Here is an 11492-nt window from a genome sequence, read left to right on the forward strand (position 1 = left end):
TCAGTGGCGGTGATCTCAATGGCCAGAGGGCTAAGCGTCATGGCGCCGGGAGTCGCGGCGCAGGATCGTGCCGCGATCGCCCACGGCATAGACGCCGCCATCCCGCGTGGCACAGATGGCGCGCAGGCCGACATCACTGCCGCTGGGCTCGGTCAGCCACTGGCCCTCCTCCAGGCGCAGGATGCGCCCTCGGGTGCCCACCGCAAAGGCGCCGGCGGCCGGGGAGCCGGCCACTCCCAGCAGGTCATCGCGCAGGCGGGTCGGCTGAAGCTGCCAGCGCTGGCCGTTGAAATGGGCCAGGGTGCCGGAGAGACCCACGGTATAGATATCATCCAGCGTCGGTCCCCAGACCCCGTACAGGAAGTTCTCGGTGCCGACGTTGAACTCGCCCCACTCCTTGCCGTTGTAGCGCAACACCAGGCCGAAGTCGCCGACCGCCAGCAGGTGCCGGTCGTCCCAGCCGTGGAGGCTGTAGAGCGCCGACTGGGTGCCGCTGGGCATGCGCTTCCAGCCCAGGCCGTCGAAGTGCAGGATCAAGCCCTCGTCGCCGACCGCGTAGATCGAGTCGGGGCCGGTGCCCCACAGGGAGAGGATGGTGAGGTCGAGATGCAGATCGAAATGCAGCTGCCAGCGACTGCCATCGAAGCGGTAGATGCGCCCGAGCTGTCCGGCGGCAAACAGCCCCTTGCCACTGTCCCACAGGCAGTGCACCGCAAGCTCGCTGGGAGCGGGCAGGGGGCGCCAGCCATCCGCGTCGAGCCGCAGCACGGTGCCCGCCTCGCCGCAGGCGTAGCAGGTTCCGTCACCGGCCTCGTGGATGCCCCACAGCTGATTGGCGGTGGGGGAGGCCATGGCGGCCCAGGGGCTCGGTTGCGCCGCCGCCGGCGGTGGCGCCAGGGCGGCGGTGAAGTCGGGGGCGGCGGTCATGATGGTGCCGAAGTCACCCACCGCCAGTGCCTCGCCGGTGGGTAGCGTGATGATATCCATCAGGTCGTGGTGACTGTTGCTCTCCAGGCGATCGAGACGCAACTCCTTGAAGTAGTAGAGGTGGCCCTGGTCGCCGACGATCAGCACGCCCTCCTTGTAGGCCTTCAGCGCCCGCAGGCGCGGCATCGGCGTCTCGAAGGTCAGTGCCTGGAACTCGCCATGGCGGTAGCGTACCAGCTCCCCGCGAAAGCCCCCCTGATCGACGAAGTAGCGCCCGCCGCCCAGCAGCAGTTCATCGTCTGCCAGCAGCACCATTGCCTGAAACCCCGAACTCAGGGGGCAGTCGAGGGCCAGCCAGCGGCCCTCCAGGTTGCGCTGAAGCACCGTCCCCTCGCCACCGGCGGCGTAGACGGTGCCGTTGGGGGCACAGGCCACGGCACGCAGGTTGATGCGTGTCGGGCTCGCCTCCCGGTGCCACTCGCCGCCGTCGTAGTGCAGGATCATGCCGTCATCGCCCACCGCCCAGGCCTCGCCTGCGGCGTTGCCGTCGATGGCGAAGAGCGGGGTGTTTTCGCTGCAGGGGGCGAAGCGCCCCTCGTCATCGACGATGCCTCCGCGCTGCTGGTGCCACTCGGCACCGTCGTAATGCAGGATGGTTCCCATCCAGCCGACCGCGATCAGGCGGTCGGGGCTGGGCCCCCAGAGGCCGTGCAGCGGCAGGTTGGTGGGCACGCTCATGCGCTCCCACTGCTGCCCGGCGGCGTCGGGGGCGCCGGTGTAGCGCAGCACCATCCCCTCGTCGCCGACCACGAATACCTCGCCGGCGCCGGCCCAGCCGGACCAGAGCACATCACCGTCACCCGCGCCAACCTCGGGTACCCGGCGCCAGGGGGCACGCCGGGGCGTGCGGGAGCGGGCGCCGTCGAGCAGCTGGCTGAAGAAGCGGCGGCGATCGGGTTGGGCGTTATCGCCATGGCGGGCCTGGGGCATGGTGTAGCGTCCTCGCAGAGTCAGTGGTTTGGTGTAGCGTCCGGGGCTAGCGGGAGGCGTCGCCGTTGTCCGAGGATGTCGTCCCACCGGCGCCGAGCAGGGCATCCAGCTCCGCACGCAGGGCGTCGCGCTGGTCGTCGGGCACGCTTGCCAGTGCCGCTTCCAGATCCCCCGACAGCTCATCAGACATCGACGGGTGCTGGCTCAGCGCCTGCAGGGAGTCGACGGCGGCGGCGGCGAAGGTCTCGCTGGCATGTGCGATACACGCCTCCACCGCGGGCATGAAGGCGCGCGCCTCGGCGCCCTGAGGGTCATCGAGCACGATGGGACGCCCGGCATCGGAGCCGCTGGCCAGGGCCGGTGACAGGGGAATCTGCGCCAGGGAGTCCACGCCGACCTCGGCCAGTGCCGCGGCCAGGTGAGCACGCGGGAAGAGGTGGAACTCACCCCCACAGTGGGGACAGGTGACCCCCGCCATGTTCTCCACGACGCCGAGCAGTGGCATGCCGCGCTCCTGGCAGAAGCGTACCGCCTTGAGGCTGTCCATCAGCGCCACTTCCTGAGGCGTGGTGGCCAGCAGCGCCGCCACGTCATGCCCTTCGAGCAGGTCGGCCAGGGTGATCAGCTCGTTGCCGGTGCCCGGCGGCATGTCGATCACCAGAAAGTCCAGCGGACCCCAGTCGAACGAGCCGATCAGATGGTGCATGAAGTCGTGCTTGTAGGCATCTCGCCAGACGATGGGGGTGTCGTCGCTCTCCATCATGAAGGCCAGGGAGCCGACCTGGATGGGGTGGTCGATGCCCTCGGTGCGAAAGGCGCGGGGGCCAAGGCCACGCTTGTCGATTCGCACACGCTCGCCGACGAAGCCGAAAAAACGGCTCTGGTTGGGGCCGTGAATATCGGCATCGGCGATGCCGACGCGGTAGCCGCGAGCGGCAAGGCCGGCGGCGACGTTGGCCGAGACGGTACTCTTCCCCACGCCCCCCTTGTTGGCCATCACCATGATGATCTGGCCGATCCGCGCCAGGCGCGACTCGAGCAGCTGCTTCTCGTGATGTCCCTTCTCCAGCCGGCAGGTCGCCTCATCCGGGCAGAACTGGCAGGCATGACCGCGGCCGCACTCTTCGGGCGCCAGCGCCAGCGGGTCGTGGGAGGGAAAGTGGGAAACTGACATCGTCGCTAACTCCTCAGCTGTCGGAAGCGCCTTCCAGGCCGGTATCCAGCAGGATCCAGGTATGGGTGACGCGCTTGTTGCCGTCGCGCTCGTTGTCGCTACCCTGCCAGACGGCGAAGGCGATCGGAACCTGCTCGCGTGCGAGGTCCACGTCATACTCGCCGTCGGCGCTCAGGGGGCGCGACATCACCACCCGCCACAGGCTGTCCTGCTCGATGGCATCGGGGTAGTAGGCGCCCGCCCCCGTGACATGCTGCTCGTCGAGGGTGGTGGTGCTGCGGTAACCACCGGCGGCGAGGTTCTCGACCCGGTCGGTGTCGTCGGCACGCCAGTACCAGATGTTGACGGGGTTTTCCGGGCCTGACCCCATCATGTAGGAGGTATCGGTATCGCCGATGGCGTACTGGATGGCCACTCCGTCGCGGAAGCTGTCCACGGTGGTGTCGGTATCCTGGCTGTCATCCTTCCACTGCAGCCGAACATAGAAGCGTTCGCTGGAGCGGGCGACCTGGAAGTAGAGATGCTTGCTGCGGTTGGCGCCTTCGTCGAAGCGCAGCTTGACCGACTGGTGGACCGGCGGGGCCGGGAACAGCTCGGTGCGATACATCGGCAGTCGATCCCAGATGATGTCATCCGGGTCATCCTCGGTGCGCAGATAGATATTGTCGGGCAGGCGTGCCGCCTGGACGCTATCCCCCGGCTTGATCTCGGTGATATTGGGATTGATCTCTGTATGGTCGGCCCAGGCAGCGGCCGTGCCGAGCGCCAGGGCACACGCCATGGTGCCGTGAAGAATGAAACGCGTTGTCATGGCAAATCTCCTCGCAAGGGGAACAGGCCCTTGTGCGTGCTACCTGGTCAGCCCCACATCGGGCCGGAATCGAGTTCAGAACGTTCTTCGGCACCGCGGGGTGGCGGGCAGGGGCCGACGCGGGATGCCAGCGCCGCCTGCTGGTTGCTCGCCCAGCGGGGCAGCACCTCGATCAGGTGCGCCAGTGTCGGGTCGAGCCCGCTGACCCGCTCGGCATGGAAGCGCGCCTGAATGGTCGTCAGCAGCGGTTCCAGATAGCGGGCGATAAAGTCCCGCTGGGCGCGTTGATAGGGCGCGGTATCACGCCCGGCCAGCAGCGCCTGGTGCTCTAGATGGCAGAGCAGGGCGCCGAATTCGAGCATGGCCACCAGGTGATCGGGCTCATCGGCATGACCCTCGTCGCCCTGGGCGGCCTGCAGATCGAAGTGGCGATAGAAGGCCTGCACGTTGAGCAGAAAGCTGCCCGGCGTCTGTCCGCTCAGCAGGTCGTGGTAGGCGCTGGCCACCAGCGGAACCCGTGGCTTGCCGCGCCGCCCCTGCACGAAGGTGCTCATATAGCCGAGCTCCAGTGCGGTCAGGTCGGGGCTTGCCGGCAGTTCCGGCCAGGGTTCACCGGTCAGGGTCTGCCAGGCGGGTGTCAGCGCCTCGCGCAGGCGCCCGCTCTCGAGCGCCTGCTGGGTCTCGGCCAACGGGTAGCCAAACAGCGCGGCGGCCAGACGGTAGAGCGTCTCCGCGGCAACCAGCTGCGCTGCCTCGTCGGCCTGTGTGGTAGGGGATGGTGCGCTCACGGGATCTCCTCGTCTCAGCTCAGCTTGAACATCTCGGCATGCTTGTAGCCGATCAAGGTATCCATCAGCTCGCTCTCGCGTCCCTCGGCCTTCGCCTGGCGCTCCACCTGCAGGGTATCGAGCACCTCACCCACACGCGGACCGAACAGGCTCTCCAGGTAACTGAGAGGAATGCGCGACTCATCCAGCTCCTGACCATCGGTACCGTAGCGGGACGGGGAGAGGGGCGGCACGTAGAAGACGTTTGGCTGAGTGCCCCATTCGGCGTGCAGCGGCAGCGCGACCTTGTACTTCTCGACCAGCTGATGGATGGGCCCCTCCTCGTCGTCGCGATACCCGATCCAGCGGATCCGGCCGACGCATTGCTGGGCACAGGCGGTCGGCAGCCCCTTCTCGATACGCGGATAGCAGAAGATGCACTTCTCGGACTTGGAGATCTGCTCGTTGAAGTAGATCTTCTTGTAGGGGCAGGCGTTGACACAGTAGCGGTAGCCGCGGCAGCGCTCCTGGTCCACCAGCACGATGCCGTCTTCCTGACGCTTGTAGATGGCGTTGCGCGAGCAGGCCGCCAGGCAGGCCGGGTTGGCGCAGTGGTTGCACAGGCGCGGCAGGTAGAAGTAGTAGCTGTTGGGGTAGTCGCCCTCGCCCCGGTCCTCGTCCCAGTTGGCCCCCCAGGTCGGCTTGACGTGGGGGCGCAGCCAGGGATCGGTACCGGTCATCAGCGCTTCCTGGTAGTTGTACTCCCAGGGAATGCCGTAATCCTCCTGGCTCGGCTGACGGCCCAGGCGCAGGGCACCATCGGCATCGAAGCCTCCGCCCATGTTCTGATAGTCCCGCGGGTAGCCGAGCCCCGGCTGAGTCTCCACGTTGTTCCAGTACATGAATTCGCGACCGTTGCGGTTGGTCCACATCAGCTTGCAGGCCGCGGAGCAGGTGTGGCAGCCGATGCACTTGTTCAGGTCCAGCACCATGCTGAGTTGGCGTTTGACAGCCATGACAATCTCCTCTTAAACGGCCCGCGGGTCAGCGATGTCTTCGGCCTTGGCCAGCTCGATGTCGTAGCTGGACTCATGGATATGCTGGTTGGCATTCCACATGGCATAGATGAACTTCAGGTGTCCCCAGCCACCCGCCAGCTCCAGCGGCTGCAGAAACACGGCGTGGGAAACGTTCATGTTGCGGCGATGAATATACTGATGCGGCTCCCAGCCGTGCTCCATCATGATCGAGTCTGGCGGAAGGCTCGGGTAGAACTTGGCCTGGGCAAAGAAGTCACCGTTGCCGTTGAACAGCCGCACCGTGTCACCGTCCTTGATCCCTTTCTGCTCGGCCAGCCTGGGGTTGATATAGATATTGGGCTCGCCGCGCTGCAGGCGAAGCAGATACTTGTTGCTGCGCCAGTTGGAGTGAATCGCCCAGCGGGAGTGTGGCGAGTAGAACTTCAACGGGTAGTTGGAGGCCTCGGGGCCCGCGAACAGGCGCGCCGTGGGTACGGTCGACTCCAGCTTCTTGAACCAGGGGTGATCGCAGTAGAAGGTGATGCGACCGGTCAGGGTGTCGTAGGGTTTCTTGCCTTCGGTCTGGGCGGTGAAGGGGTCGTAGGCCCTGTCCGCCTCGAGCGGCTGATTCAGCCCCGCGTGTTCGTTCATCACGATAAAGCCCCGCTCGGCGGCCTCTTCCAGGCTCACGCCACCGAATTCGGGGGAGTCCTCGATGATGTGCTTGAGCACGTCGTAATCCGTGTTCAGCGTGCCCTGGCGGGTAAAGTCATCATGAATGGTGTGCAGGTCGCGGGTCACGTCACCATCCTGGATCGGGCCGATGCCACGCGCGATGGCGCGCTCCTGAATCTTCTTGGTCAGCAGTGCCATGATGTCCCAGTCCGGCTTTGACTCGCCGACCGGGGGAACAGAGCGGGTAAAGACGTTGGCGAAGCGGTGGTACCCCTGGGTGCGGATATCCCATGCCTCATAGTGGCTGGCCGCCGGCAGCACATAGTCTGCCCACTCGGCGGTGGAGTCCATGCGCACGTTGATGTTCACGTACAGCTCTTCCGCCTGGCGCAGGTGCTCCTCGCGGTACTTGTGGGACATCTTGTTGCGGCGGAAGGTGTTGTCCGCAATGGAGATCATGCCCTTGATTTCGCCATGGTAGGGCATCCAGCCCTTCTCGATGGACTCGTTCATCATCTCTTCCATCTCATCGAGATCGAAGCCGACGCGCTCCTTGAGCTTGGCGTTATCGAAGTGATTGCGGGCGCCTTCCATCATGCCGCCACGCAGGAACTCGCCCAGGCCACCGGGTTCCAGGCGGGCCGATTTCTTGCCTTCGAAACCGGCCAGCTCCGTCCAGCGCGGGTGGTTCCACACCACCCAGGAGGTATCGAGGCCGCCGGTGCGACCGCCATGGCCGGTCAGTGCCAGCGTCAGCGCATAGCCCCAGCAGGTGTAGAGGCAGTTGGAGTAGCTCGACGTGATATAGCCGAGCATGATGATCGCCTTGTGAGCCTTGGCCAGATGGCGGGCCTCCTGGCGAACGACATCGGGGTGGATATTGGTGGTCTCGAAGGTCGACTCGGGGGTGAACTTGGCCGCCTCGCGCTTGACCTGCTCGAATACCGTGGTGACCGCGATGCCATCGACCTCGAACTCGCCCTCGATGGCCGGGTCCACGTCACCCAGCTTCAGGGTCTTGTCATCATCCCCCATGGAGCCCCTGGCCTTCACCGCCTGGCCGCTGTTCAGGTCCCAGTGGTAGAACACCTCGTCGGAGCCACCCTCCATCAGGTCCTTTTCGCGTAGCAGCTGGCCGTCGTCGAGGCGCACCAGCATCGGCAGGTCGGTCTGCTCCTTCATGAAGGCCGGCTTGTAGAGCCGCTCCTCGATGATGACGTTGACAAACGACATCGCCAGGAACGGATCGGTGCCCTGGTTGATCGGCATCCACAGGTCGGTGTGAATGGCGCTGGGGTTGTAGTCCGGTGCGGTGCTGGTGATGCGTGCGCCGTTGTACTTGGCCTCCCAGATATAATGGGCGTCGGGGATGCGGGTGGCGTTGGGGTTGATCATGCCGAGCATGATGTAGTCGGCATCGAACCAGGCGTCCGAGGTGAAGCTCTCCAGCGGATTGCCGTAGGCCAGGTGAGCGCCGGTCAGCAGGTCACCCACCACGGTGAAGCCGTCGAGCTGGATACCGCCCACCAGGGCGGCGAAGCGGGCCGGCCCGGACTGACGCACCATGGTCTGGTTGCCGGATCCCTGGTGAGTCTTGAGCTTGCCGGGGCCATGCTTCTCGAAGATATCGATGATCTTGTCGGCGATCTCCTCGGTGGCCTGGTCCCAGGAGATGCGCTGCCACTTGCCTTCGCCGCGCTCGCCGGCGCGCTTGAGCGGATAGCGCAGGCGGTCGGCCTCATACATGGCGGTGGAGTGGATGGCACCCTTCTGACAGCCCCGCGGGTTGGCGTCGGGAATGTTGGGGTTGACCTGGGGGTACTTGGCGATCTGCTCCTCGCGAATGACGATGCCATCCTTCACGTAGACGTTCCAGGCGCAGTTGCCCATGCAGTTGATGCAGTGGGCCGCGTGACCGACGCTATCCCAGGTCCACTCATTGCGGTAGAGATCTTCCCAGCCGCGGTAGGGGTATTCGGTGGCCAGGGTGTCGTTGATAGGCTCTAGCCGGTTGAGTGCCCAGACATTGCCGCTGAGCATGGCACCGGTGCCGGTGATTCCCAGCCCCTTCAGGAAATCGCGACGCTTAAGCTTCCACATCCCCATGGTTCTCTCCTCATCAAGGGCCATCGCCCGCCGTGGAACCGCAGCAGCGATGAAGCACATAGCACGGCATTTATTAACGTTGACTGATCAAGAACTGATGTTTAGCAAGCCGGGTGGCCGGTACCGCGTTACACCGGAGCAGGAGCGGGTGTCGTGCCAGGAGGAGTGCGGTCTGTCAGGGAAAATGGTTGGTGTTGTCGGCCACCTTGGCTAATCAGGTCGCCTCGAATTATAGACGTCGTATACCGGTGGGCTAGCGCAAAACGGCCCTGGCACAGCGTGATCTCAGGTATGGTTGATGTGCATCAATAAAACGGTGCCATGAGGGGAGAGCGTCTTGTATACAAGGAGCCCTGGCGCTAAACAGTGGCCTCGTGGCGAACCTCGCCATGATTCGGTCAGACGATGAGGAGAGGGTGATGATCAACAAGCGCGTTAGAGGCTCGGCAGTGGTGCTGCTGTTGTCTGTGGTGGCGTTCTCCGGCACGGCCAGCGCCGCCGGCGATGCCCAGGCCGGAAGCGAGAAGATCGCTAACTGCGTGGCCTGCCATGATGCCGAGGGCCAGGGGACCGCCGGTATCTACCCCAACCTGGCGGGGCAGTCCGCCACCTACCTGGAGAGCGCCCTCAAGGCCTATCGCGAGGGGCAGCGTGCCGGTGGCATGGCCGCGGTGATGACACCCCAGGCGGCCAACCTGAGTGATCAGGACATCGCCGACCTGGCGGCCTATTACAGCTCGCTGTAACGGGGCGGGCACCCCCTGGGGGTGCCTGCCTTATGCCCCTGGCGGCAGCGGTATCTGGCGCGGCCAGTCGTCGGCGACGATAAACAGGCGTCGCCAGCCGGCCTCGGGGTGCCACAGGGCGATCTGCAATGGCGGGGCAGGCGTTCGGAAATAGGCGATAAGCTGGGCTTCCAGTTCGCGAAGCGGCTGAAGGTGCTCGGGCCGGGGCAGGGCAAGCCAGTGCGGCTTGTGAAGCCTGAGCCCCCGGGTGCCGCGGGGCAGGCCGTCGCGATAGCGATGCCAGTCGTGCCAGTACAGCCAGCGACCCCGCAGGTGGTCCTGGGTCGCCTCTCTCGGGGGCGGCAGGGGGTGGTGCCAGGGGGTGAAGAGCACGCCGGGCATGGCGACCCGGCTGGTCAGACACGGCAGCGCCCCTGCACGGTCGCCATATGGTTCCAGTGTGGCCTTGATGGCATCGAGGGTCTCGGGCCGCTCGGTCATCCGCAGCTGGTGGCGATGCAGGTGCTCGCGCTTGCCGGCCAGGCTGTCGGCGCCACCGGGGCCGATCCAGCGGGCCTGGGCGTGTTCGTCGCCCGGGCCTTCCTCCAGCCCGAGATAGAACTTGATGGCCACCTCGAGATGGGTGATCGACGCCTCGGCATGGCACCGGTAGAGCAGGTCCAGCTCGCCGAGCGTCAGCTTGCCGTCGAGGATGGGCAGGTTGTGGGCCAGGAGCTCCGTGCCCGGTGCCGTGTCGAGCAGAAACTGCCAGAGGCGCTCGTGGTAGAGCCCCATGCGCCCCTGCAGCGCCTCGCCCACATGGCTCTCCAGCGCTCGCGGCCAGGCTTCCAGCTGATCCAGCCAGTCGGCGGCACGGTCGTCATCCTCCAGGCCCAGCAGCGCCCGGCTCGGGCGTCCCGGCCAGGGCATGGCGATCAGGTCGGGGGCCAGCAGCAGCCACGCCAGGTCGCGCACCAGCGGGTGGTGGCAGCGATCCAGCAGGGGCTGCGGGGGATTAGGCATTGAAGCCTCCTCTGCGTGGGTTTGGGCTATCGCAGTCAACGATAAGGTGATAGCGAAAGGCGTCGGGGACAGGTCGGAGAGGGGGTCCGAGGACCAGGGGTTAGGAGCACTGCTCCGAACGGGCTGGCCATGGATGGCCAGCACCGGACCTGCAAGCGGAGCGGGACGCGAGAGCGCCGCAGGGCCGAGGTAGCCTACAAGGATGTACTCGTAGCGCCCCCTTGAAGGCCTGTCGCCGGAACAGCCTTGAGCGATGTTGCCATCTACGATAGCCCTATGCGGTGGCGGCGATGTGCTGCAGGTATTCCCGAGTTTTCTTATACTCAGGGTACATCCATGATCCGTCAGGTGGTATTCCGTCATGCAACGTTCCCTGTTTTCCCTCGCCGCCATCGCCGCCGCCGTTTCGCTCGGCGCCACGCCGCTGCAGGCCCAGGAGCCGGTTACGGTGTCCTCCAAGATCGATACCGAAGGCTCGGTGCTGGGGGAGTTGATCGTCCAGCGCCTCGAGGCGGGCGGCGTCGAGGTGGAGGAGCGGCTGCAGCTGGGGGCCACCAGCATCGTGCGCGAGGCGCTGCTGGCCGGCGAGATCGACCTCTATCCCGAGTACACCGGCAACGGCGCCTTCTTCTTCGACATGACCGGCAGTGATGTCTGGCACGATCCCGAGGCCGCCTATGAGACGGTGCGCGAGCGGGACGCCGAGAATGGCCTGACATGGCTGGCGCCGGCGGCGGCCAACAATACCTGGGCGATCAGCGTGCGGGGCGAGCTGGCACGCGACCACGACCTGACCACCCTGGAGGATCTGGCGACCTATCTGGAGGAGGGCGAGACCTTCAAGCTGGCCGCCAGCGCCGAGTTCGTCGAATCCGAGCAGGCCCTGCCCGCCTTCCAGGAGGCCTATGGCTTCGAGCTCGGTGACGACCAGCTGCTGGTGCTCTCCGGCGGCAATACCGCCTCGACCATGCGCGCCGCCGCCCAGCAGACCAGCGGCGTGAATGCCGCCATGACCTACGGCACCGATGGTGGCCTGAAGGCGCTGGATCTGGTGGTGCTGGAGGACACCCTGGGGGTGCAGCCGATCTACCAGCCGGCTCCCGTGGTGCGCAGCGAGGTGCTCGAGGCGTGGCCGGAGATCGATGACCTGCTGGCACCGCTCTTCGCGGCGCTGGATCTCGACACCCTGCAGCGTCTCAACGGGGACGTGGCGGTGAACGGGCGCCCTCCGGCCGACGTGGCCGCCGACTTCCTCTCCCAGCTGGAGGAGTAGGC

General features: G+C 65.8%; 9 protein-coding genes. 2 read left to right on the forward strand and 7 right to left on the reverse strand.

Annotated elements, in window-relative coordinates; translation table 11 throughout:
• Window positions 1–30: 30 nt before the first annotated feature.
• The 6 genes from RM463_RS07045 to RM463_RS07070 are packed head-to-tail and all read right to left on the reverse strand — an operon-like array spanning window position 31 to window position 8469.
• Window positions 31–1917: a hypothetical protein gene (locus RM463_RS07045; RefSeq protein ID WP_311429532.1), complete on the reverse strand. Its 1887-nt coding sequence runs from the start codon at window positions 1915–1917 to the stop codon at window positions 31–33.
• Window positions 1918–1963: 46 nt separating this feature from the next.
• Window positions 1964–3091, reverse strand: a complete 1128-nt coding sequence (locus tag RM463_RS07050; RefSeq protein ID WP_311429533.1) for a P-loop NTPase — start codon at window positions 3089–3091, stop codon at window positions 1964–1966.
• A gap of 13 nt (window positions 3092–3104) precedes the next feature.
• On the reverse strand, window positions 3105–3902 hold the full coding sequence (locus RM463_RS07055) for an ethylbenzene dehydrogenase-related protein (protein ID WP_311429534.1): 798 nt from the start codon (window positions 3900–3902) through the stop codon (window positions 3105–3107).
• 47 nt (window positions 3903–3949) lie between these two features.
• Window positions 3950–4690 carry a molecular chaperone TorD family protein gene (locus RM463_RS07060; RefSeq protein WP_311429535.1) on the reverse strand — a complete coding sequence of 247 codons (741 nt, stop codon included), beginning with the start codon at window positions 4688–4690 and terminating at the stop codon, window positions 3950–3952.
• Between the two features lie 14 nt (window positions 4691–4704).
• Window positions 4705–5685 (reverse strand): 4Fe-4S dicluster domain-containing protein, encoded by a 981-nt coding sequence (locus tag RM463_RS07065; RefSeq protein ID WP_311429536.1) that lies wholly within the window; start codon window positions 5683–5685, stop codon window positions 4705–4707.
• Window positions 5686–5697: 12 nt separating this feature from the next.
• A complete protein-coding gene (locus RM463_RS07070; protein ID WP_311429537.1) occupies window positions 5698–8469 on the reverse strand; it encodes a molybdopterin-dependent oxidoreductase in 2772 nt (923 codons plus the stop codon).
• A 419-nt stretch (window positions 8470–8888) separates the two neighbouring features.
• Here RM463_RS07070 and RM463_RS07075 point away from each other — a divergent pair, with 419 nt between their 5' ends.
• Window positions 8889–9215 (forward strand): cytochrome c, encoded by a 327-nt coding sequence (locus RM463_RS07075; protein ID WP_311429538.1) that lies wholly within the window; start codon window positions 8889–8891, stop codon window positions 9213–9215.
• Between the two features lie 30 nt (window positions 9216–9245).
• Here the strand turns inward: RM463_RS07075 and RM463_RS07080 are convergent, their stop codons facing one another.
• Window positions 9246–10217 carry a DUF1853 family protein gene (locus tag RM463_RS07080; protein WP_311429539.1) on the reverse strand — a complete coding sequence of 324 codons (972 nt, stop codon included), beginning with the start codon at window positions 10215–10217 and terminating at the stop codon, window positions 9246–9248.
• Between the two features lie 361 nt (window positions 10218–10578).
• On the opposite strand from RM463_RS07080, the gene RM463_RS07085 reads away from it, so the two are divergent.
• Window positions 10579–11490, forward strand: coding sequence for an ABC transporter substrate-binding protein (locus tag RM463_RS07085; RefSeq protein ID WP_311429540.1), 912 nt, complete (start codon window positions 10579–10581; stop codon window positions 11488–11490).
• The last annotated feature ends 2 nt before the right edge of the window (window positions 11491–11492 follow it).

It is taken from the genome of Halomonas sp. LES1 (genome assembly GCF_031846005.1).
In the GTDB taxonomy this organism is placed as follows: domain Bacteria; phylum Pseudomonadota; class Gammaproteobacteria; order Pseudomonadales; family Halomonadaceae; genus Halomonas.

What these genes read in the sequence shown, in the direction of transcription:
- RM463_RS07045 (WP_311429532.1), bottom strand. Translation starts at nt 1,917, where the DNA reads ATGCCCCAGGCCCGCCATGGCGATAACGCCCAACCCGATCGCCGCCGC.
- RM463_RS07050 (WP_311429533.1), bottom strand. Translation starts at nt 3,091, where the DNA reads ATGTCAGTTTCCCACTTTCCCTCCCACGACCCGCTGGCGCTGGCGCCC.
- RM463_RS07055 (WP_311429534.1), bottom strand. Translation starts at nt 3,902, where the DNA reads ATGACAACGCGTTTCATTCTTCACGGCACCATGGCGTGTGCCCTGGCG.
- RM463_RS07065 (WP_311429536.1), bottom strand. Translation starts at nt 5,685, where the DNA reads ATGGCTGTCAAACGCCAACTCAGCATGGTGCTGGACCTGAACAAGTGC.
- RM463_RS07070 (WP_311429537.1), bottom strand. Translation starts at nt 8,469, where the DNA reads ATGGGGATGTGGAAGCTTAAGCGTCGCGATTTCCTGAAGGGGCTGGGA.
- RM463_RS07075 (WP_311429538.1), top strand. Translation starts at nt 8,889, where the DNA reads ATGATCAACAAGCGCGTTAGAGGCTCGGCAGTGGTGCTGCTGTTGTCT.
- RM463_RS07080 (WP_311429539.1), bottom strand. Translation starts at nt 10,217, where the DNA reads ATGCCTAATCCCCCGCAGCCCCTGCTGGATCGCTGCCACCACCCGCTG.
- RM463_RS07085 (WP_311429540.1), top strand. Translation starts at nt 10,579, where the DNA reads ATGCAACGTTCCCTGTTTTCCCTCGCCGCCATCGCCGCCGCCGTTTCG.